The following is a 22,450-nucleotide window of genomic DNA, read 5'->3' as shown; positions in this document are numbered from 1 at the left end:
TTCGCCTCAAGCTTCTTCATCGACGTGATTGCTGGTCAGCGAGCGCCACAGCAAGACGGGGATGATCACGGTGAAGACGATGAGGTCCTTGAACGAGCTGGCCCAGAACGAGGAAAAACTCTCGATCAGACCGACGCCGATGGCGCCGGCGGCGGCAATCGGATAACTGGCCAGGCCGCCGAAGATGGCGCCGACGAAACCCTTGAGCGCGATCAGGAAGCCCGACTCGTAATTGATGATCGTGAACGGCGCGATCAGGATGCCGCACAAGGCACCGATACCGGCGCTCAGCGTGAACGACAGCTGGCCGGCCTGGTTGGTGCCGATGCCGACCAGCCGCGCGCCGAGACGATTGACTGCGGTGGCGCGCAGAGCCTTTCCCGACAAGGTCCGTTCAAAATAAAAGTAGATGCCGACGATCAGCGCAATCACCGTGCCGATCACGATCAGGCTCTGGCCGGAAATCGTCATCTCGCCGAGAGTGAATTGCGCATCGGTGAACGGCAAGGTGTTGGAGCCTTCCGGCCCGAACATCAGCAGGCCGAGACCGACCATCGCCAGATGCACGCCCAGCGACACGATCAGCAACACCAGAATGCTGGCGTGCGCCAGCGGCTGATAGGCAAGCCGATACACCATCGGTCCCATCGGCACCACGATGGCCAGCGTCAGCGCGATCTGCACCAGCATCGGCAAGTCCTTGAGCGGGGCATAGAGCGTGACGGCGTACACGGCGACGGGAAACAACAGGTATTTGCCGACCAGCACCGGCAACAGGCCGAGCAGTTTTCCGCGACGGTCGGCGCGACGCAGATTGCTCGCCAGTTCGCACAAGATGGTCGCCACGCCCAGCGCCACCAATAGCAGCGCAGTCTGCGGCGCATGGCCGCCCTGAATCGCGGCCAGCGTCAGCGCGCCGAAGGCGACGAATTCGCCTTGCGGCAACAGGATGACTCGCGTCACCGAAAAAACCAGTACCAGCGCCAGCGACAGCAAGGCGTAAATTGCGCCCGTCGTAATGCCGTCTTGCACCAGGACCGCAAAGATACTTGCGTCCACGTCCATCCTCCCTTGGTTGCACGGCGGCAGGCGCGCGCCGTGCAGATTGAAATAATGTTGTCGAAGACGAAGTCAATCAATCGCGACCGCCGCCTTCCGTCCTGCGTGCGCACTCCGAAATCCAGAAGCGCTGCCGCAGGCTTTTTGTTATTGGGTGTTGCCGGGTATTACCGTGATTAACTCTTCTTGGCGACCAGCGTCAGGATGTCGTACGACGCCACCAGCTCGCCATCCTGGTTGGTCACTTCGACGTCCCATGCAACCACGCCCTGGCCGACGCCGTTGGCGTCTTTCTTGTTGCGGTCGATCTTGCGCTTGCAGGTCAGGCGGGCGCGAATCGTATCGCCGATGCCGACCGGCTTGACGAAGCGCAGCGTGTCCAGCCCGTAGTTGGCCAGCACCGGTCCAGGCGCCGGCGAAACGAACAGCCCGGCCGCTGCCGACAGCACGAAGTAGCCGTGCGCGATGCGCTTGCCGAACGGCGATTCCTTGGCGGCGATCTCGTCGAAATGCATGTAAAAGTAGTCGCCCGACAGGCCGCCGAAGTTGACGATGTCGGCTTCGCTCACGGTACGGCGATGCGTCAGCAGCGAGTCGCCGATCTGCAGGTCTTCGAAATGATGGCGGAACGGATGGATGTCCGATTCGCGCACGGCAGCGCCGCGTACATGCTCGCCGGTGACGGCCGCCAGCATGGTCGGCGAACCTTGCACCGCTGCGCGTTGCAGATAGTGCTTGACGGCGCGTGCGCCGCCCAGTTCTTCCCCGCCGCCGGCGCGGCCGGGGCCGCCGTGCTTGAGCTGCGGCAAGGGCGAGCCGTGGCCGGTGGATTCCGCCGCCGCTTCGCGATCGAGGATCAGCAGGCGACCGTGCCATGCAGCGGCAATCGGAATGGCCTTGGCGGCGACCTTGGGATCGTGCGTCACGAGGCTGCCGACCAGGCTGCCGCGTCCGCGTGCCGCCAGATCGAGTGCGCCGTCGAAATCGTCATAGGCGATCAGCGTGCTGACCGGACCGAAGGCCTCGACGTCGTGCACCGCCGGATTGGCAATACCGTCGCGGCACAGCAGCAGCGTCGGCGCAAAGAATGCGCCCTCGCCGACCGCCTCGCCGACCGGATTGAAGCCGTCGCCGGCGCCGAATATCTGCTCATTGCCGGCCCTGAGCAAGGCCAGACGCTCCGCCACGTCGTGCTGTTGCGCCCTGGAAGCCAGCGGCCCCATGCGCACCTGTTCCAGCGACGGATCGCCGACCACGGTCCTGGCCAGGCGCGCGCGCAGGCGTTCGGCAACGGCGTCGATGTGTTGGCGCGGCACGATGGCGCGACGAATGGCGGTGCATTTCTGCCCGGCCTTGGTGGTCATCTCGCGCGCCACTTCTTTGACGAACAGCTCGAATTCTTCGTCGTCCGGCGTGACGTCCGGACCGAGGATGGCGCAATTGAGCGAATCGGCTTCGGCGTTGAAAGGAACGGAATTGCGAATCAGGTTCGGATGCACGCGCAGCTTAGCGGCGGTGTCGGCCGAGCCGGTGAAGGTGACCACGTCCTGGCCTTGCAGGCGGTCCAGCAGATCGCCGGTGCCGCCGATGATCAGTTGCAGGCTACCGGCCGGCAGCAAGCCGGAGGCGTTGATCAGGCGCACCGCTGCTTCGGTCAGATAGCTGGTTGCGGTGGCCGGCTTGATCAGGCACGGCATGCCGGCGAGGAAAGTCGGCGCGAATTTTTCCAGCATGCCCCATACCGGGAAATTGAAGGCATTGATGTGCACCGCGACGCCGCCGCGCGGCACCAGGATGTGCGTGCCGGCGAACTTGCCCTGCTTGCCCAGCGGGATGGCCGGACCTTCATGCACCAGGTTGCCGGACGGGAATTCGTTGCCGCCCACGCTGGCGTAAGCGAACAAGGTGCCGGAACCGCCTTCGATGTCGATCCAGCTGTCGGCGCGCGTGGCGCCGGTGTGGGCGGAGACGGCGTAGAGCTGTTCCTTGTGTTCGTTGAGGTACTTTGCCAGCGCGCGCAGGATGCCCGCGCGCTGCTGGAAGTCGAGCGCCAGCAAGGCAGGCAATCCCTGTTTGCGCGCATAGGTCACGGCTTCGTCGAAATCGATGCTCTCGGCGTGCGTGGACGCGATGAGGCGGCCGTTGACGGCGCTGTTGAGCGGCTGCGCGGCGGTGGCGCCGATCCAGCGGCCGCCGATGTAGCTTTGCAAAAGTGTGGATTGTGCTGTCATTGCTGTTTTCGTTGTTTGCTCAAAAATGCGGAGATGCGAGGACAATCAGATCGACTGCCCCGCCCGCTCAGAAATGCATCGGATTAATTAAGGCTGGTATTTCCAGGCGCCATTGACGATCTTCACCATCACGCGGGCGCGCTGATCCAGGCCCAGGTGATCGGTGGCCGACATGTTGTAGACGCCGTGAACGCCGTTGACGTTCTTGATGGCTTCGAGGGCGTCGCGCAAGGCGGCGCGAAATTCAGGCGTGCCCGGCTTGCCCTTCTTGAGCGCGGTCGGCACGGCGGCTTGCAGCAGCAGGCCGGCATCCCAGGCATAACCGCCGAACAGCGAGACGCTGTCCTTGCCGTTGGCGGCTTCGTACTTGGTCACGTATTCCAGCGCCACCTTGCGCACCGGATGATCGGCCGGCAATTGCGCCGCCACCAGCACCGGACCGGACGGCAGCAACGTGCCTTCCACTACCTTGCCGCCCACGCGCAGGAAGTCGGCGTTGGCAACGCCGTGGGTCTGATAGATCTGGCCTTGATAGCCGCGTTCTTTCAGGGCGCGTTGCGGCACCACCGACGGCGTGCCGGAGCTGGCGATCAATACGGCGTCAGGCTTGGTCGACATGATCTTGAGCGCCTGCGCGGTGGCGGAGGTATCGGTCGGCGCAAAGCGTTCGTTGCTGACGATGTCGATCTTCTTCAGCGCGGCGGCCTTGCTGAACTCGCCAAACCAGCCGTCGCCGTAGGCATTCGAAAAGCCGATGAAACCGACGCGCTTGACGCCCCGCGCCACCATGTCCTGCACGATCGCCAGCGACATCATGATGTCGTTTTGCGGCGTCTTGAAGACCCACTTCTTCTTGGCATCCATCGGCTCGACGATGCGCGAGGAGGCCGCCAGCGAAATCATCGGCGTCTGCGCTTCGGCCACGACTTCAATCATCGACAGCGAGTTGGGGGAAACAGTCGAACCGATGACGATGTCGACGTTGTTTTCCGAGATGAAGCGGCGCGTGTTCTTGACCGCTTGGGTGGTGTCGGACGCGTCGTCCAGCACGATGTAGTTGACCTTCTGGCCGCCGATGGTGGTCGGCAGCAAGGCAATCGTGTTCTTTTCCGGAATGCCCAGCGATGCAGCGGGGCCGGTGGTCGACAGGGTGACGCCGACGTTGATGTCGGCATGGGCCAAACCTGCACAGCTCAGTAGCACCAGCGCACTCAGCTTCGTCAATACGGCGATCTTGCGGACGGATTTCATTCTTGCGGTCTCCTTGGTTGATTTTCTGATCACTTCCTGTTTGAGCGAATCGGCTTGTGGCCGTCCGTTCTTGTTGTTTGTCAGAAGTGACCGTGCTCAACCTGGAGTCCGCGTCACCTCTGCTGCTTCGTTTCCATCTGTTTTGCCTTGGGCTTTTTCTCGGCCTCTTTTTTATGGTTCGCAACGTCCAGGTTCACTGCGCCGATGCCGCCGAACAACAGGTCCGACACCACCACGGCCATTCTTTCGTGCGTCAGCTCGCCGTCCGGCTTGAGCCACATGAACATCCAGTTGATCATGCCGAACAACAGCATCGTCAACGGCTTGGCCATCTTGCCGGCCTCCAGCTCGGGGCGCACGCCGATCATCGCCTGCGCCATGGCTTCCACCACTTTGCGTTCGCCGCCGAGGATGCGTTTCTGGTCCTTGGCTTCGAGAAAACGCACGTCTTCCGTCAGCACCCGATGCTCGTTCTGGGCATCGGCATATTCTTCAACGAAGCGCTGCACCATCAGCCGCAACCGCGGCTCCGGCGCCAGGTCGAGCCGGGCGACTTCGTCGACCAGGGCGCACAGGCGCTCGATGTGCCCTTCGCAGATGTACATCAACAACTGGTACTTGTCCGACACGTAGTGGTACAAGGACGCCTTCGACAAACCGCAGGCCTCCGCTACCTCATTCATCGACGTACCGGGAAAACCGTTACGCGCAAACAAGGTCGCGGCTTGCTCGATGATGAGCTCGCGCTGATTGTCAAATCCTGCTGCACGTTTGCGTGGCATAGTTCTTTATCCTTTCAACAATTTCCAAGAAGCCATGATTGTGCCGCAAATCATGGCTTGTTTCGCGGCATTGCCGGCTGGCAGTCACTTGTCGCCATGCAAGTTCGTGCTGGCATTCCGGCATGTCGCGTCATGCTGAAAGAACGAAAAACTATTCCCCACCCCTGCTTCAATACGGCTCTATCCCGCCATGGTCGCGGCTTTTGCGCGCACCACCCCACGCAGAAAAGACGCCACGAATAACGAAAAAACTTAAAAACATTATTGACCGACCGGTCGGTTGAATTTATTATTAACCAAAATTCGATGCCAGGCAAATGTTTTTTGAAATGCCCGGCCAGGCAAAACAAACGGCTCAAGACGTAAAAAAACTGCCCCGCGCCATGATCCGGGGCAGCAGGCAAACAAGGAGACAGCAATGCCGTGTTATTCGATAGAGGGCGTGATTCCGGTCGTGGACCCGAGCGCCTATGTCCATCCGACCGCCGTGCTGATCGGCGACGTGATCGTCGGCCCGGACTGCTATATCGGACCGGCGGCGTGTCTGCGCGGCGACTTCGGCCGCATCGTATTGCACCGCGGCGCCAATGTGCAGGACACCTGTGTCGTCCACGGTTTTCCTGCGCACGATACGGTGGTGGAAGAAAACGGCCACATCGGCCACGGCGCCGTGCTGCATAGCTGCGTGGTGCGCCGCGATGCATTGGTTGGCATGAATGCCGTCGTCATGGACGACGCCGAAGTCGGCGAAGAAGCCATCGTCGCCGCCAGCGCCTTCATCCGCGCCGGCATGAAAGTGCCGCCGCGCTCGCTGGCCGCCGGCGTACCGGCAAAAGTCCTGCGCGAACTCAGCGAACAGGAAATCGCCTGGAAGCGCGAAGGCACGCATACCTATCAGGACCTGACCAAACGCTGCCTGGCCAGCATGAAGGAAGTCCGGCCGCTGCAAGAGATCGAGGCCGACCGCCCGTCCCTGAAAACGCCCGCCGTGGAGCCGCTGATTACGGCAAAAAGAAACTGAAGCGTCACAGTATTAGAAACAAACAGTCGCGCCGCGGCGAATCATTGATCACCGCACGCGGCCCTATCACCTCAGTGGAGATGAACATCATGTATGCACAACTGGTAGAAACCGGACTCAAGAACGTGCGCTCGCTCGACGAAATGAGTCCTGAAGAACGCGCCTTCCAGGCGCGCATCGACGAAGGCGTCAAGATCGAACCCAAAGACTGGATGCCGGAAGCCTATCGCAAGACGCTGATCCGCCAGGTGTCGCAACACGCGCATTCCGAAATCGTCGGCCAGCTGCCCGAAGCAAACTGGGTCACGCGCGCGCCGACGCTGGAACGCAAAGCGGTCCTGCTGGCCAAGATCCAGGACGAAGCCGGCCACGGCCTGTATCTGTACAGCGCCGCCGAAACCCTGGGCGTGACGCGCGACCAGTTGCTGGCGGACCTGCACTCGGGCAAAGCGAAGTATTCGAGCATCTTCAACTATCCGACGCTGTCGTGGGCCGACATGGGCGCCATCGGCTGGCTGGTGGACGGCTCCGCGATCATCAACCAGATCCCGTTGTGCCGCTGTTCTTACGGTCCCTATGCGCGCGCCATGGTGCGCGTGTGCAAGGAAGAATCCTTCCACGCGCGCCAGGGCTACGACATCATGATGTCGCTGTGCAAAGGCACGCCGGAACAGAAACAGATGGCGCAGGATGCGCTCAATCGCTGGTGGTGGCCGGCGCTGATGATGTTCGGCCCGTCGGACGCCGCTTCGGTCAACAGCGCACAGTCGGCGCAATGGCGCATCAAGCTGTTTTCCAACGATGAACTGCGTCAGCGCATGGTCGACCAGACCGTGCCGCAGGCCGAGTATCTCGGCCTGGCCGTACCCGACCCCGACCTCAAATGGAATGAGGAAACCGGTCACTACGATTTCGGCGAAATCGACTGGGAAGAATTCCACAACGTCCTGCGCGGCAACGGCCCTTGCAACCGCGAGCGCCTGCAGACGCGCAAGCAGGCTTACGACGACGGCGCATGGTTCCGCGATGCGCTGGTCGCCCACGCCGACAAAAAGCAGACGGCTCAGGCCGCCGCATAAAGACTAACCGATACGACAAAGCCACGACCGGCCTGCATGGATTTGCATCACGCAGGACCGGTCCGGTGAGAAGGAAAAAAGGAAAAGATGATGAGTAAAGAATGGCCATTATGGGAAGTTTTCATCCGCAGCCAGCACGGTCTGGCGCACAAGCATGTCGGCAGCCTGCACGCGCCCGACGGTGAAATGGCGATCAACAATGCGCGCGACGTCTATACGCGCCGCAACGAAGGCGTCGGCATCTGGGTCGTGCGCGCCGCCGACATCGTCTCCAGCAGCCCCGGCGACAAGGGTGCGTTGTTCGAGCCGGCCAACAACAAGGTGTATCGCCACCCGACCTTCTTCCCGATGCCGGAAGAAGTAAAGAACCTTTAAACCTTGCGCTCAGGATACCGGCATGTCAGATAAAGCAACTTATGTACGCCGCCTCGGCGACAACGCGCTGATCCTCAGCCAGCGTCTGTCCGAATGGTGCGGCAAGGGACCGGCGCTGGAAGAGGATATGGCCTTGACCAACGTCGCACTGGATTTGATCGGCCAGGCGCGCCTGTGGCTGGCTTACGCCGCCGAGCTGGAAGGCGCCGGCCGCAGCGAAGACCAACTGGCCTTCCTGCGCGACGCGCATCAGTTCAGCAACCTGCTGCTGGTGGAGCAGCCCAACGGCAACTACGCCGACACGCTGGTGCGCCAGTTCTTCTTCGATGCATGGCACTATTTCCTGCTCAACGAGCTGGCGAAATCGAGCGATCCACGCATCGTCGAAATCGCGCTCAAGTCGATCAAGGAAGTGACCTACCACGTGCGCCGCAGCGGCGACCTGATCGTACGCCTGGGCGACGGCACCGAGCTGAGCCGGCGCATGGTGCAGCAAGCCGTCGATCAGCTGTGGATGTATACCGGCGAACTGTTCAGCAGCGACGCCGCCGATCAGGCGATGGTGCAAGAAGGCGCAGCGCCGGCCACGGAGATGATCCGCACCCAATGGCTGCAGCACGTGCAGGAAATCCTTGGCGAAGCGACCTTGCAAACGCCGCCGGCCGACGCCTGGATGCAAAGCGGCGGCAAGCAAGGCAAGCACACCGAGCACCTCGGCTATCTGTTGGCGGAAATGCAGTTCCTGCAACGCGCCTATCCCGGAGCGAGCTGGTGAACGCGAGCGCTTCCGATCGACGGCTTCAGCTCAGAGAGCAGATCTGGGGCTGGCTGCATCAGGTCCCCGATCCTGAAATCCCGGTGATTTCGGTGGTGGACCTGGGCATCGTGCGCGACGTGCACATCGGCACGCCTGCGGACATCGACGCTGCCGATCAGGAAGTGCAATGCACCGTCGTGATCACGCCGACCTACTCCGGCTGCCCCGCCATGAACGTGATTTCCAAGGAGATCATCGCCGTGCTGCAACAGCACGGCGTCTCCGACGTCGCCATCCAGACCAGGCTGTCGCCGGCCTGGAGCACCGACTGGATGAGCGAACACGGCAGGAGCCAGTTGAAGGACTACGGCATCGCACCGCCGGCGCAGCAGGTCATCGACATCAGCGGCATCAGCCGCAAACGGCTGCAGGCGCCCAAGGTGGCCTGCCCGCATTGCGGGTCGATGCATACCGTCTGCGTCAGCCAGTTCGGCTCAACCTCCTGCAAGTCCTTGTACCAGTGCAAGGATTGCCTGGAGCCGTTCGATTATTTCAAGGCCCATTGAGCCATCAATAGGCAACTCCGTATCCAGTATCCAGGACATCAGGCAGACACTCATCATGAGCAAATTTTATCCTCTGACCGTCGGCAGCGTGAAGAACGAAACCCGCGACACCATCGTCGTCTCGTTCGACGTGCCGGCAGAACTCAAAGCGACCTTTCAGTACAAGCAAGGCCAGCATCTGACGCTGCGTTCCGAAGTCAACGGCGAAGACTTGCGCCGCTCCTACTCAATCTGCTCCGCCGTGCAGGACGAGCAGTTGCGCGTGGCGATCAAGCGCACCCAGGGCGGCGTCTTCTCCACCTGGGCCAACGACACGCTCAAGCCCGGCCAGAGCCTGCAAGTGATGCCGCCGATGGGCCACTTCAACCTGCCGCTGGACGCCGCCAACCAGAAGCACTACCTGGCCTTTGCCGCCGGCAGCGGCATCACGCCGATGCTGTCGATCATCAAGACCACGCTGCTGGCCGAACCGGACAGCCGCTTCACGCTGGTCTACGGCAACCGCGCCTCGTCGTCGGTGATCTTCAAGGAAGAACTGACCGACCTGAAGGACACTTATCTTCAACGCCTCAACATCGTCTACGTCATGAGCCGCGAACAGCAGGACGTCGAATTGTTCAACGGTCGTATTACACGCGAAAAGTGCGACCAGTTCTTCAAGTCGTGGATAGCTCTCGACGACATCGACGCCGCCTTCATCTGCGGTCCGGAAGACATGCTCCACGCCGTCAGTGAATCGCTGCAAGCCAACGGCATGGACAAGGCCGACATCAAGGTCGAACTGTTCGCCGCCAGCATCCCGAAACACAAGGCCGTGGCCGCCCGTCCGGTGGTCGGCAGGCAGGAATGCGAAGTCACCGTGATCGTCGACGGTTACCACACCGTCTTCACCATGGAGAAGGAAAAAGAATCGCTGCTGGATGCCGGCCTCAAGCACGGCATCGACATGCGCTACTCGTGCAAGGGCGGCGTCTGCGCCACCTGCCGCTGCAAGATCGTCGAAGGCAAGGTCGACATGGACGCCAACTACTGCCTGGAAGACTATGAAATCGCGCGCGGCTTCGTGCTGAGCTGCCAGAGCTTCCCGGTCACCGACAAGCTGTTGATCGACTTCGATCAGGACAATTAATCCCAGGTCGGCCAACACCCATCATTCAGGAGACAACATGACGACCACTTTTTTTGAGCGCCACCGCGCCACGCTGGACACGGCGCTGCAAGCCATCGCCGAGCGCGGTTACTGGAGCCCGTACAGCGAAAGCCCAAGCCCGCGCGTCTATGGCGAAACCGCTGCCGACGACGGCAAGACCGCTTACGATGCGCACCTCAACCGTCCATTCGAGATCGATCAGGCCGGCACCGTCGGCGGCGCTGGCATCGGCAACGAAGTCTCGCCTTACGGTCCCGCGCTCGGCATCACTTATCCGAAAACCGACGTCGACCAGTTGCTGCAAGGCGTGGCCGCAGCCGGCGCCACATGGCGCAAAGCCGGACCGGAAGTCTGGACCGGCGTCGCGCTGGAAATCGTCGCCCGCCTGAACGCCCGCAGTTTTGAAATCGCCCACGCCGTCATGCATACCACCGGCCAAGCCTACATGATGGCCTTCCAGGCCGGCGGCCCGCATGCGCAAGACCGCGCAGTCGAAGCGATCGCCTACGCCTGGCAGGAAACAAGCCGCATCCCGGCCGGCGCACACTGGGAAAAACCGCAAGGCAAGCACGATCCGCTGAAGATGCAGAAGAGCTTCCGCATCGTGCCGCGCGGCATCGGCCTGGTAATCGGCTGCTGCACCTTCCCAACCTGGAACAGCTATCCCGGCCTGTTCGCCGACCTGGCGACCGGCAATGCCGTCATCGTCAAACCGCATCCCGGCGCCATCCTGCCGCTGGCGATCACCGTCGAAATCGCCCGCGCGGTTATCGCCGAAGCCGGCTACCACCCCGACGTCGTCACCCTGGTGGCGCATGAGGCCGGCGACAAGGTCGCCACCGAACTGGCGCTGCGTCCCGAGATCAAGCTGATCGACTTCACCGGCAGCGCCGCCAACGGCAACTGGCTGGAGCGCAATGCGGTGCAGGCTCAGGTCTTCACCGAAAAGTCCGGCGTCAACCAGATCATCATCGACTCGACCGCCGACTTCAAGGGCATGGCGCGCAATATCGCTTTCTCTCTTGTCTTGTACTCCGGCCAGATGTGCACCACGCCGCAGAATATCTACATCCCGAAAGACGGCATAGCCACCGCCGAAGGCCACGTGAGCTTCGACGCCGTGGTGGCTGCGATCGGCGAAGCCATCAACAAATTGACCGGCGATCCGGCCAAGGCGGTGGAACTGCTCGGCGCGATCCAGAACACCGCCGTGCTCGATCGCATCGAGGCGGCGCGCAAGATCGGCGACGTGGTGCTGGACAGCACCTCGCTGCAGCATCCGCAATTTCCCGAGGCGCGTATCCGCACGCCATTGCTGGTGAAGGCCGCCGACGGCAAGGCCGTGACAGAAGAATTCTTCGGACCGATCTCGTTCGCCATTGCCACCGACAGCACCGCCGCCGGCATCGCACTGGCCGAGAAGACCGTGCGCGAGCACGGTGCGCTGTCGCTGTCGGCTTACACCACCAGCGCCGCCGTCAAGCAAGCGCTCGGCGAGGCTGCCGCCGACGCGGGCGTGGCGCTGTCGCTCAATCTGACCGGCGGCGTGTTCGTCAATCAGTCTGCGGCGTTCAGCGACTACCACGGCACCGGCGCGAATCCGGCTGCCAATGCCGCGCTGGCCGATTCGGCTTTCGTGGCCGGACGTTTCCGCGTGGTGCAGACCCGCGAGCCCGTTTAAACATCAAGGAATCAGCCATGCAATACGAATCCATCCTGTTCGACAACACCGACGGCATCGCCGTCATCACGCTGAACCGGCCCGACAAGCTCAACAGTTTCACCGTCGCCATGCACCTGGAAATGCGCGATGCGCTCGACAAGATCGCCGCCGATCCGAGCGTGCGCGTGCTGCTGCTGAGCGGCGCCGGGCGCGGCTTCTGCGCCGGCCAGGATCTGTCGGACCGCGCGGTAAAGCCTGGCGACAGCGCCGTCGACCTGGGCGAGTCGATCGAAAAATACTACGGCCCGCTGGTGCAGTCGCTGCGCGCACTGCCCTTCCCCGTGATCTGCGCGGTCAATGGCGTGGCGGCGGGCGCCGGCGCCAATATTCCGCTGGCCTGCGATATCGTATTGGCGGCGCGTTCGGCCAGCTTCGTCGAAGTGTTTTGCAAGCTCGGCCTGCTGCCGGACACCGGCGGCACTTACTTCCTGCCGCGTCTGGTCGGCACCGCGCGGGCGATGGGTCTGGCGATGCTGGGCAACAAGCTGAGCGCCGAACAAGCCGAGCAATGGGGCCTGATCTGGAAATGCGTCGACGACGACCAGTTGCAAACCGAAGCGCGCGCCATGGCCCGGCATTTCGCCACGGCGCCGACCAAGGGGCTGGCGCACACCAAGGCGGCGATCCATCAAAGCCCGGCCAATACGCTGACCGAACAGCTGGCGCTGGAACGCGACAGCATGCGCGCGCTCGGCAACAGCCGCGACTACAAGGAAGGCGTCGCCGCTTTCCTTGAAAAGCGCGCGCCACAGTTCACCGGAGAATGAGCATGCCCGGTACAAGTTATCCAAAAGCGCTGGCACTGCCACCATCGCGCACGGTTGCCGTGATCGGCAGCGGCGCGATGGGCGCCGGCATCGCACAGGTAGCCGCCGCCGCCGGCTACACCGTGCAATTGTTCGACACGCGGCCGGAAGCGGTCGCCAAGGCCATCGCCGACATCGGCGGCATGTTCGACAAGCTGGCCGGCAAAGGTCGCATGACGACCGATGAGGCGCGCGCCGCTGCAAGCCGTCTGCGTCCGGCGGCAGAGTTGTCCGCCCTGGCCGAAGCCGGCCTGGTGGTCGAAGCCATCGTCGAAAACCTGGACGTCAAACGCAAGCTGTTCGCCGACCTTGAAGCCGTGGTCGCGGACGACTGCATCTTCGCCAGCAACACGTCGTCGATTTCCATCACCAGCATCGGTGCCGCACTCCGGCTGCCGCAACGTCTGGTGGGCATGCACTTCTTCAACCCGGTGCCCTTGATGGCGCTGGTCGAGATCATCAGCGGACTGGCCAGCGACGCGACCGTGGCCGCCTGCGTGTACGACACCGCGCTGGCCTGGGGCAAGAGCCCGGTGCATACCAAATCGACGCCGGGCTTCATCGTCAATCGCGTGGCGCGTCCCTATTACGCCGAGGCCTTGCGCATCCTCAACGAGCAGGCGGCCGAGCCGGCCACCATCGACGCCATCCTGCGCGAAGCCGGCGGTTTCCGCATGGGACCGTTCGAGCTGATGGATTTGATCGGCCACGACGTCAATTTTGCGGTGACGCAGTCGGTGTTCAATGCCTACTTCACCGACCCGCGCTTTACGCCTTCGCTGATTCAACAGGAACTTGTCAACGCGGGATTCCTCGGTCGCAAGAGCGGGCGCGGCTTCTATCTCTACGGCGACGCTGCCGCCATGCCGGCGCCGGCCACCGAGGCTGCCGCGGCACTGCTCTCCGCCGTGGTGCAGTTGTACGGCACCGGGCCGCTAACCGAGGCGCTGGCAGCGCGTCTGAGCGGCATCAGTGTCGAACGCGTCATTGTTCCCGGCGCCGACAATCTGGTGCTCCAGTGCGGCAGCGCCAGGGCCTATCTGACCGACGGCCGCAGCGCCACGCAGCGCGCCAGCGACAATCGTCATCCGGACACCGTGCTGATCGATCTCGCGCTGGACTTCAACAAGGCAACCCGCATCGCGGTGAGTCGCGCCGATCAGTGCAGCAAGGCCGCCGGCGACGCGATCGTCGCGTTGTTGCAAGCGGCCGGTTTTGCCGTCTCGCGCCTGGACGACGTGCCGGGCATGGCGGTCATGCGCACCGTCGCGATGCTGGCCAACGAAGCCGCCGATACCGTCAACCAGGGCGTATGCAGCGCCGCCGACGCCGACATGGCGATGCAAAAAGGCGTCAACTATCCGCGCGGGCCGCTGGCCTGGGCCGACGCCATCGGCCTGGAAACAATCGCCGACGTGCTGTCGCATCTGGCGAACGCCTACGGCGAAGACCGCTATCGCGTGTCGCCGCTGATCATGAGAAAAACTGCCGCAGGAGGACGATTCCATGGCTGAAGCAAGCATCAACATCCCCGCTCCGCTGAGCCCCGAAGAAGCGCAGACGCTGGCCGACGCCACCGCGAAGGCCATGTATGCGCGCGACAACGCGACGCAATCGCTGGGCATGAAGATCCACGAAGTACGCCCCGGCTATGCCCGCCTCTCGATGCTGGTGCGTTCGGACATGCTCAACGGCCACGCGTCCTGCCATGGCGGGTTCATCTTCGCACTGGCCGACAGCGCGTTTGCATTTTCGTGCAACAGCCGCAACCAGACGACCGTCGCGTCCGGCTGCAGCATCGAGTACCTGGCCCCGGGCGCCGTCAACGACGTGCTCACGGCGGAAGCGGTCGAGCAATCGCTGGCGGGACGCACCGGCGTCTACGACATCACCGTGACCAACCAGCACGGCAAACGCATCGCGCTGTTTCGCGGCAAGTCGTATCGCATCAAGGGCGAAGTCATCGCCGGGCTCGACGCGACTGCGCTGGCGAAAGCCGCGGCAGTACCTGCGCCCTGAACATTGCAACAAAGCGCTTATTAAAAACGCTTCTTGAAAACGATCGCTCACGGAGCAGATCCCGTACGGAGACCCTCATGCAACACCGTTCCAGATTGATCCCTCGCACTTGTGCCGCCCTCGCGCTGGTCACATGCGTGGCCCTCGCATCGGCGCAAGCGCCAGACCACGCCACCGTTCCTGCCGGCAAGATCACCATCAAACGCGACGGCTACGGAATCCCTCACGTCTACGCCAACGACGTGCGCGGCCTGTTCCACGGATTCGGCTATGCGGTCGCCGAGGACCGCCTGTTCCAGATGGAAATGGCCCGCCGCGCCGTACTCGGCACCGTCTCCGAAGTGATGGGGCCGGCCTATGTCGCACTCGACAAGGGAAGCCGTTCCGGTTTCACGCCTGCCGCCATCCGCGCGCAGATGGCGGCGCTGTCGGCCGACGACAAGGCCATCTTCGACGGCTATGCCGCCGGCTTCAACGCCCGCATCAACGAGGTGCTGAAGGCGCAGGCAACACTGTTGCCCAAGCAGTTCAACGATGCTGGCTTCAAGCCCAAGGCCGACTGGACCGGTTACGACGTGGCCATGATCTGGATCGGCACCATGGCGAACCGCTATTCCAATGTGAGCAGTGAAGTCGCCAACCTGCGATTGCTGGATCAACTGCGCAAGGCACGGGGCGATGTCGCCGGCCGCCGGCTGTTCGACCAGATCCGCTGGGTGGAAGACCCTCTCGCGCCAACCACCGTGCCGCGCACGGCTGCCCCCCTCAAGACGGCGTCATCGCCTATCGATGGCAATGCCGTCCGCCTTGCGCCCGTCTCGCCCGGATTGTTGACCGCTCGCAACGACATTGACGCGGCCCGCCGCGGCGTCGCCGAACCCTGGACCCGTCCGGTCGCCAGCAACCTCTGGATCGCCGGACCGAACAAGACCACCGACGGCAGCACGGTCTTCATCAACGGCCCGCAATTCAACTGGTTCAATCCGTCCTATGTGTTCGGCATCGGCCTGCACGGCGCCGGTTTCGACGTCACCGGCAACACGCCGTTCGCGTACCCTGTGGTCCTCTTCGGCACCAACGGCAAGATCGCCTGGGGCGCCACCGCCGGCCCGCTGGACGTGAACGACATGTACCAGGAGAAGCTCAACCCGGCCAACCCGCACGAGTATCTGTTCAACGGAACGATGCGCCCGATGACCAGGCGCACCGAGGTGATCCGTGTCAAGGGCCAAGCCGACCAGAGCGTGGACGTCTACGCCACCGTACATGGCATCGTCACCAATTTCGACTTGCCGAATGGCACTGCCTATGCGATGAAGCGCAGCTGGGACGGCTACGAACTGGCGTCCTTGCTTGGCTGGATCCATTCGATGCAGGCGACGAATTGGGATCAATGGCTGGCGCAGGCCTCGCGCGTGGCCATCACCATCAACTGGTACTACGCGGACACCGATGGCAACATCGGCTACGTGTCTCCCGGCCGCCTGCCGATCCGCCCGGCCGCGCAGGACATCCGGCTGCCCGCGGTGGGCGACGGTTCGATGGAATGGCTTGGCATCCGCCCCTTCAGCGACAACCCGAAGACCTTCAATCCGGCGCAGGGATACATCGCCAACTGGAACAACCAGTCGGCGCCAGGCGCAGTGAGCGACGGCGGCAACTATTCGGTGGTGGACCGCGTGCGCGAGTTCACCGCGCGCCTCGAAGCCAAGCCCAGGCTGACGCCTGACGAACTGTGGGCGCTCAATCGCACCACCGCCTACGCGGACACCAATGCCCGCTACATGCTGCCTTTCGTCCTCGAGGCCACGCGCGACCTTCCCGCCACCGATCCTGCGCGCCGTGCGGCGCAGCTGCTGGCCAACTGGAACATGCTCAACGATGACCCGACCGAACGCGGTGTCTACGACAGTCCCGCCACCACGCTGATGATGCACTGGCTGCCCATCCTCTACAAAACGGTGCTGGCCGACGACCTGCCGCCAGAGGTGTTCGCGGCCTATGCGGACAACGGCTATGCCGGCGACACGCAGATAGCCAGCATCCGGCCCGGCAACGGCATGAAGCTGGTCTACAACGCACTGCTGGGCTCCGGAGCCGGCGTTGCGCAGACCTACGACTTCTTCAACGGCGAAGACAAGAACGCGGTGCTGCGCGCCACGCTCACGCAGGCCATGGTCGAACTTGAGACGCGCTACGGCCGCGATACCGCGACATGGCGCACGCCGGTGGTGAAGCACAAGTTTCTCACCAACAACTTCATCGGCGCACCGCAGGCGGGTGCTGACGAACTGTTGACGCTGCCGAGCTTCATGAACCGCGGTTCGCAAAACGACAAGATGGTGCTCGGTGCGCATGGCGTCGCGCTATGCACGGCTGCGCCGCCCGGCCAGAGCGGCTTCATCGCGCCCGATGGCCGCCAATCGGCGCACTATGCCGACCAGATGACGCTGTTCAAGGATTTCGGCTGCAAGACCGAGGCGGTGACGCCCGCTGAGGTTGATCGCCATACCGAATCGACGAAACAATTAACAAACGATTACCCATAGAGTAAATTCCTTACGGAGACCACCATGCCACAACGCACACCACAACCAGGCGACCTGGAAGCCATCGAAACCGCCAGCAAGGACGAATTGCAGGCGCTGCAACTGCAACGCCTGAAATGGTCGCTCAGGCACGCCTATGACAATGTCCCGCACTACCGCGCCTCGTTCGACGCCGCCGGCGTGCATCCGGACGATCTGAAGACGCTGGCCGACCTGGCCAGGTTTCCATTCACCGGCAAGAAGGACCTGCGCGACAACTATCCGTTCAACATGTTCGCGGTGCCGCGCGAGCAGGTCGTGCGCATCCACGCCTCCAGCGGCACCACCGGCAAGCCGACCGTGGTCGGTTACACCCGGAACGACATCGATACCTGGGCCACCGTGGTGGCGCGCTCGATCCGCGCGGCAGGTGGCCGCAAAGGCGACATCGTGCATATTTCCTACGGCTACGGCCTGTTCACCGGCGGTCTCGGCGCGCACTACGGCGCCGAGAAACTCGGCTGCACGGTGATCCCGATGTCGGGCGGCCAGACCGAGAAGCAAGTCCAGCTGATCCAGGATTTCAAGCCGAGCATCATCATGGTGACGCCGTCCTACATGCTCAACATCATCGAAGAATTCCAGCGCCAGGGACTCGATGCGGTCGACAGCTCGCTCAAGGTCGGCATCTTCGGCGCCGAGCCGTGGACCGACGCCATGCGCGCCGAAATCCAGGCGCGCGCCGGCATCGACGCCGTCGACATCTACGGCCTGTCGGAAGTCATGGGCCCCGGCGTGGCCAGCGAATGCATCGAAAGCAAGGACGGCCCGGTGATCTGGGAAGATCATTTCTATCCCGAGATCATCGATCCGGAAACCGGCGAAGTGCTGCCGGACGGCTCCGACGGCGAGCTGGTGTTCACCTCGCTGACCAAGGAAGCGTTGCCGATCATCCGTTATCGCACGCGCGACCTGACGCGCCTGCTGCCGGCGACCTCGCGCTCGATGCGCCGCATCGGCAAGATCACCGGCCGGTCCGACGACATGCTGATCATCCGCGGCGTCAACGTCTTCCCGACCCAGATCGAAGAACTGATCCTGAAGATGCCCAGGCTGGCGCCGCAGTATCAACTGGTGGTCGGCCGCAACGGCCATCTGGACACGCTCGGCGTCACCGTGGAACTGCGTCCCGACGTGTCGCTGTCGGCCAGCGAGGTCGACGCCCTCGCCTGCGAACTGCAGCATCACATCAAGACCTATGTCGGCGTAACGACGGCGATACAAGTCGTGCCAAGCGGCAAGATCGAACGCTCGGCCGTAGGCAAGGCCAAGCGCGTGATCGACCAGCGTCCGAAGCTGGTGCATGAAGCGCCCACCGGCGCCATCTGAAGATACGAACCGACGCATTCATCTGTCCGGCAACGGACAAGAAACAAACAAAAGACAGACAAGGAACACCATGGAAGCTTTTATCTGCGACGCCATCCGCACCCCTTTCGGCCGTTTCGGCGGTGCTCTTGCCGGCGTGCGCGCCGACGATCTGGCGGCATTGCCGATCCGAGCCCTGATTGAACGCAATCCCGGCATCGACTGGAGCGCGATCGACGACATCATCTACGGCTGCGCCAATCAGGCCGGCGAAGACAACCGCAACGTCGCGCGCATGGCCGGTTTGCTGGCCGGCCTGCCGGTGGAGGTCCCCGGCACCACGGTCAACCGGCTGTGCGGCTCGAGCATGGACGCGGTCGGCATGGCGGCGCGCAGCATCAAGGCGGGAGAATGCCATCTGGTCATCGCCGGCGGCGTGGAAAGCATGACCCGCGCGCCGTTTGTGATGCCGAAAGCGGAGTCGGCCTTCTCGCGCAGCGCGAAGATCGAAGACACCACCATCGGTTGGCGTTTCGTCAATCCGCTCATGAAAGCCAAGTACGGCATCGACTCGATGCCGGAGACGGCCGAGAACGTCGCCGACGAATTCAAGATCAACCGCGCCGATCAGGATGCCTTCGCCGTACGCAGCCAGCAGCGCTGGGCCGCCGCCCACGCCGCCGGTTTCTTCAACGGCGAAATCGTGCCCGTCACGATCCCGCAAAAGAAAGGCGATCCCAGGATCGTCAGGGACGACGAACATCCGCGTCCTGACACCACCGTGGAAGCATTGGGCCGTCTCAAGGGTGTGGTCCGCCCCGACGGCAGCGTCACCGCCGGCAACGCCTCCGGCGTCAACGACGGCGCCTGCGCCGTGCTGCTGGCGTCGGCCGCCGCGGTCGACCGCTTCCAGCTGAAACCGCGCGCCAAGGTACTGGGCATGGCGACCGCCGGCCTGGCGCCGCGCATCATGGGGTTCGGCCCGTCGCCGGCGTCGCGCAAAGTGCTGGCGCAAACCGGCCTGGAGCTGGAACAGATGGACGTGATCGAACTCAATGAGGCTTTTGCTGCGCAGGGCCTGGCCGTGACGCGCGACCTCGGCCTGGCCGACGATGCATCCCACGTCAATCCCAACGGCGGCGCCATTGCCATCGGCCATCCGCTGGGCGCATCCGGCGCGCGCCTGATCACGACGGCGCTCAACCAGCTTGAACGCACCGGCGGCCGCTATGCCTTGTGCACCATGTGCATCGGCGTCGGCCAGGGCATCGCCGTCATCATCGAACGCGTATAAGCGGCGACTCACCATGACCGAGCAAGCCACATCAAGCCATCAGGACATCCTGACCGAACGCGTCGGCGCGCACGTGCTGCTGATCACGCTCAACCGTCCTGACGTGCGCAATGCGCTGCGCAACAACAGCCTGCGCGAAATCGCCGCCGAGCTGACGCAGGCGGAAGCCGACGACGGCATCCGCGCCGTCGTCGTCACCGGCGGCGCGAAGGTGTTTGCCGCCGGCGCCGACATCAATGAAATGGCGCAAACCGACGCCATCGGCGCCCTGCTCGACATCCGTCCGCAATACTGGAAAACCATCGCGAATTTCTCCAAGCCCTTGCTCGCCGCCGTCAACGGCTACGCGCTGGGCGCGGGTTGCGAAATGCTGATGCACGCCGACATCGCGATCGCCGGTCGCAGCGCCAAGATCGGTCAGCCGGAAATCAACCTCGGCACCATCCCCGGCGCGGGCGGCACGCAGCGCCTGATCCGCACCGTCGGCAAACCATTGGCGATGAAGATGGTGCTCAGCGGCGAATTCCTGTCGGCCGACGATGCGCTGGCGGCGGGATTGATTGCCGAAGTCGCCGACGACGAGCAAACGCTGGAACGCACGGTGGCGCTGGCCAACACCATCGCCACCAAGTCCCCGCTGGCTTTGCGACTGGCGAAGGAGGCCATGCTCAAGTCTTATGAGCTTGGCCTGGAGGCGGGATTGAATCTGGAGCGAAAATCCTTCTCGTTGCTGGCGGCGAGCGAGGATAGGCGCGAAGGGATTCTGGCGTTCAGGGAGAAGCGGACGGCGCAGTTTGTGGGGCGTTGATGAAGTGGATAAACATCGCTTCCTGCGTGCTTGGTCGCATCCTGTGCATCGATGGTTTTAAGACGTCAATTTAAACACGCTCACCAACTGCTTCAATTTCTTTGCCTGATCCTCCAATGAATGGGCCGCGGCGGCAGCCTCTTCAACCAGCGCCGCGTTTTGCTGCGTTACGCCGTCCATCTGGGAGATCGCCTGATTGACCTGTTTGATGCCGTCGGCCTGTTCCTGGCTGGCTGAATTGATCTCCCTGACCAGCGTGTTTGCGCTTTGGACGCTGCCGACGACCTTGTCCATGGTCGCGCCGGCCTGCTCCACCAGTTTGCTGCCCGAGGCGACCTTTTCCACCGATTCATTGATGAGGATCTTGATTTCTTTCGCCGCAGTTGCGGAACGCTGGGCCAGTCCGCGAACTTCAGAGGCAACCACGGCAAAACCTCGTCCCTGCTCCCCCGCGCGAGCAGCCTCGACCGCGGCATTCAGCGCAAGAATATTGGTCTGAAAAGCGATGCCGTCGATGACGCTGATGATGTCAACGATCTTCCGGGACGATTCATTGATCGTATTCATCGTTTGTATCAGTTGGGACATGACGTCGCCGCCTTCGCCGACCACTTCGGCGGCAGACGTGACAAGTTGGTGCGCCTTGCCGGAATTCTCCGCATTCTTGCCGACGCTCGAAGTCAATTGCTCGACGGAGGCGGCAGTTTCTTCCAACGCGCCGGCCTGTTCCTCGGTTCGCGACGAAAGATCCAGGTTTCCCGATGCGATTTCCCCGGATGCAATGGCAATGCTGTCGGCGCCGTTGCGCACATTCGAGACGATGACGTGCAATTGTTCGCTCATTTTCTGTAGCGACATGACGAGTTCGCCCACTTCGTCCTTGCTGACGATTGTCGCCGTTGAGGTCAAATCTCCGGAAGAAACCTGCTTGGAAATTTTCAAAGCCAGGTCAATCGGACGCGTGATGCTCCTGGTCAGCATGATTGAAAAGGAGATGCCCGCCAACAGAATGACTGCTTCAAACACAAGAATCAGCTGCCGGCTGTTTTCTGCCGTATTTTCGACATGCTGGGCGATGGAATCGATTCTGTCGCGCTCGAAGTCCAGGAGCTTGCGCATGGCATCCTGGGTCGCCTTGGCAACGGGAAGATATTCGGCGTCAAAAATGCGCGCGATCTCGTCGGCATTGCCGTCCTTCTTCAGTTTGTAAATACTGTCCCTGACTGTTAAAAACTTCTTGCGATAGTCGTTGATGTCCTTGAACAAGCGACGTTCATCGTCAGTGGAAAGCAGTTTCTCAACTTGCGCCAGGGTATCGGCAGAAGCCTTGCTGGACTGCGCCGCCTCCTTCGACAAGAAAGCGTCCAGCTCGGGATCCTTGCTTTTTACGACGGAGGTCGTGCGTTGAATCGCATTGAGCAGCAGGGTATTCCATTCCGAGACGAGCCGTTCCGAACGCAATGGCTGGTCCATCATGGAACGGGTCTCTTCCGTCACCGTTTTCAAACGCAAAATACCGATACCCGCGACCAGCATCGAAAATACCAGCACGACAGAAAAACCACCCCCTAGTCGCGGACCTATTTTTATATTTCTGAACATGAAGTGTTCCGTAATCAAGACCAGCTTTATA

At 62.5% G+C, this 22,450-nt stretch carries 19 protein-coding genes; 14 read left to right on the top strand and 5 right to left on the bottom strand.

Going from position 1 to position 22,450, the window contains the following annotated elements; translation table 11 throughout:
* Positions 1–6 precede the first annotated feature (6 nt).
* The 4 genes from PMI16_RS08620 to PMI16_RS08605 all read right to left on the bottom strand — a co-directional run bounded on the left by PMI16_RS08620 (position 7) and on the right by PMI16_RS08605 (position 5,323).
* Positions 7–1,059, bottom strand: coding sequence for a branched-chain amino acid ABC transporter permease (locus PMI16_RS08620; protein WP_007878530.1), 1,053 nt, complete (start codon positions 1,057–1,059; stop codon positions 7–9).
* A 176-nt stretch (positions 1,060–1,235) separates the two neighbouring features.
* Positions 1,236–3,290 (bottom strand): phenylacetic acid degradation bifunctional protein PaaZ, encoded by a 2,055-nt coding sequence (gene paaZ, locus PMI16_RS08615; RefSeq protein WP_007878529.1) that lies wholly within the window; start codon positions 3,288–3,290, stop codon positions 1,236–1,238.
* A gap of 87 nt (positions 3,291–3,377) precedes the next feature.
* Complete coding sequence (locus PMI16_RS08610; RefSeq protein WP_007878528.1) at positions 3,378–4,541, bottom strand: ABC transporter substrate-binding protein; 1,164 nt, start codon at positions 4,539–4,541, stop codon at positions 3,378–3,380.
* Between the two features lie 113 nt (positions 4,542–4,654).
* On the bottom strand, positions 4,655–5,323 hold the full coding sequence (locus tag PMI16_RS08605; protein WP_007878527.1) for a TetR/AcrR family transcriptional regulator: 669 nt from the start codon (positions 5,321–5,323) through the stop codon (positions 4,655–4,657).
* Between the two features lie 418 nt (positions 5,324–5,741).
* Here PMI16_RS08605 and paaY point away from each other — a divergent pair, with 418 nt between their 5' ends.
* The 14 genes from paaY (at position 5,742) to PMI16_RS08535 (ending at position 20,817) form a co-directional block, all read left to right on the top strand.
* Entirely contained in the window at positions 5,742–6,344 is a 603-nt protein-coding gene (paaY, locus tag PMI16_RS08600) for a phenylacetic acid degradation protein PaaY (protein WP_007878526.1), read from the top strand.
* An 89-nt stretch (positions 6,345–6,433) separates the two neighbouring features.
* Positions 6,434–7,423 carry a 1,2-phenylacetyl-CoA epoxidase subunit PaaA gene (gene paaA, locus PMI16_RS08595; protein ID WP_007878525.1) on the top strand — a complete coding sequence of 330 codons (990 nt, stop codon included), beginning with the start codon at positions 6,434–6,436 and terminating at the stop codon, positions 7,421–7,423.
* A 90-nt stretch (positions 7,424–7,513) separates the two neighbouring features.
* A complete protein-coding gene (gene paaB / locus PMI16_RS08590; protein WP_007878524.1) occupies positions 7,514–7,798 on the top strand; it encodes a 1,2-phenylacetyl-CoA epoxidase subunit PaaB in 285 nt (94 codons plus the stop codon).
* Between the two features lie 22 nt (positions 7,799–7,820).
* Complete coding sequence (gene paaC, locus PMI16_RS08585; protein WP_007878523.1) at positions 7,821–8,573, top strand: 1,2-phenylacetyl-CoA epoxidase subunit PaaC; 753 nt, start codon at positions 7,821–7,823, stop codon at positions 8,571–8,573.
* Complete coding sequence (gene paaD / locus PMI16_RS08580; RefSeq protein WP_007878522.1) at positions 8,570–9,121, top strand: 1,2-phenylacetyl-CoA epoxidase subunit PaaD; 552 nt, start codon at positions 8,570–8,572, stop codon at positions 9,119–9,121. The genes paaC and paaD overlap by 4 nt, the downstream gene beginning before the upstream one ends.
* 55 nt (positions 9,122–9,176) lie before the next feature.
* On the top strand, positions 9,177–10,250 hold the full coding sequence (gene paaE, locus PMI16_RS08575; RefSeq protein WP_007878521.1) for a 1,2-phenylacetyl-CoA epoxidase subunit PaaE: 1,074 nt from the start codon (positions 9,177–9,179) through the stop codon (positions 10,248–10,250).
* 37 nt (positions 10,251–10,287) lie between these two features.
* A complete protein-coding gene (gene paaN, locus PMI16_RS08570) occupies positions 10,288–11,952 on the top strand; it encodes a phenylacetic acid degradation protein PaaN (RefSeq protein ID WP_007878520.1) in 1,665 nt (554 codons plus the stop codon).
* Between the two features lie 17 nt (positions 11,953–11,969).
* Positions 11,970–12,761, top strand: coding sequence for a 2-(1,2-epoxy-1,2-dihydrophenyl)acetyl-CoA isomerase PaaG (gene paaG, locus PMI16_RS08565; protein WP_007878512.1), 792 nt, complete (start codon positions 11,970–11,972; stop codon positions 12,759–12,761).
* Between the two features lie 2 nt (positions 12,762–12,763).
* Entirely contained in the window at positions 12,764–14,314 is a 1,551-nt protein-coding gene (gene paaH / locus PMI16_RS08560) for a 3-hydroxyacyl-CoA dehydrogenase PaaH (protein ID WP_007878511.1), read from the top strand.
* Positions 14,307–14,819, top strand: a complete 513-nt coding sequence (paaI, locus tag PMI16_RS08555; protein ID WP_007878508.1) for a hydroxyphenylacetyl-CoA thioesterase PaaI — start codon at positions 14,307–14,309, stop codon at positions 14,817–14,819. Before paaH ends, paaI begins: the two co-directional genes overlap by 8 nt.
* A gap of 77 nt (positions 14,820–14,896) precedes the next feature.
* A complete protein-coding gene (locus tag PMI16_RS08550; RefSeq protein ID WP_007878507.1) occupies positions 14,897–17,368 on the top strand; it encodes a penicillin acylase family protein in 2,472 nt (823 codons plus the stop codon).
* 24 nt (positions 17,369–17,392) lie between these two features.
* Positions 17,393–18,736 (top strand): phenylacetate--CoA ligase PaaK, encoded by a 1,344-nt coding sequence (gene paaK / locus PMI16_RS08545; protein ID WP_007878504.1) that lies wholly within the window; start codon positions 17,393–17,395, stop codon positions 18,734–18,736.
* A gap of 70 nt (positions 18,737–18,806) precedes the next feature.
* Positions 18,807–20,009 carry a 3-oxoadipyl-CoA thiolase gene (pcaF, locus tag PMI16_RS08540; protein ID WP_007878503.1) on the top strand — a complete coding sequence of 401 codons (1,203 nt, stop codon included), beginning with the start codon at positions 18,807–18,809 and terminating at the stop codon, positions 20,007–20,009.
* 13 nt (positions 20,010–20,022) lie between these two features.
* On the top strand, positions 20,023–20,817 hold the full coding sequence (locus PMI16_RS08535) for an enoyl-CoA hydratase-related protein (RefSeq protein ID WP_007878502.1): 795 nt from the start codon (positions 20,023–20,025) through the stop codon (positions 20,815–20,817).
* A gap of 57 nt (positions 20,818–20,874) precedes the next feature.
* Here the strand turns inward: PMI16_RS08535 and PMI16_RS08530 are convergent, their stop codons facing one another.
* Positions 20,875–22,419, bottom strand: coding sequence for a methyl-accepting chemotaxis protein (locus tag PMI16_RS08530; RefSeq protein ID WP_034379632.1), 1,545 nt, complete (start codon positions 22,417–22,419; stop codon positions 20,875–20,877).
* Between the last annotated feature and the right edge of the window lie 31 nt (positions 22,420–22,450).

This window comes from Herbaspirillum sp. CF444 (assembly GCF_000282135.1).
Taxonomy (GTDB): Bacteria; Pseudomonadota; Gammaproteobacteria; order Burkholderiales; family Burkholderiaceae_D; genus Herbaspirillum.
Note: the sequence above shows the minus strand (reverse complement) of the source record. Positions and strands in the feature narration are given on the sequence as shown.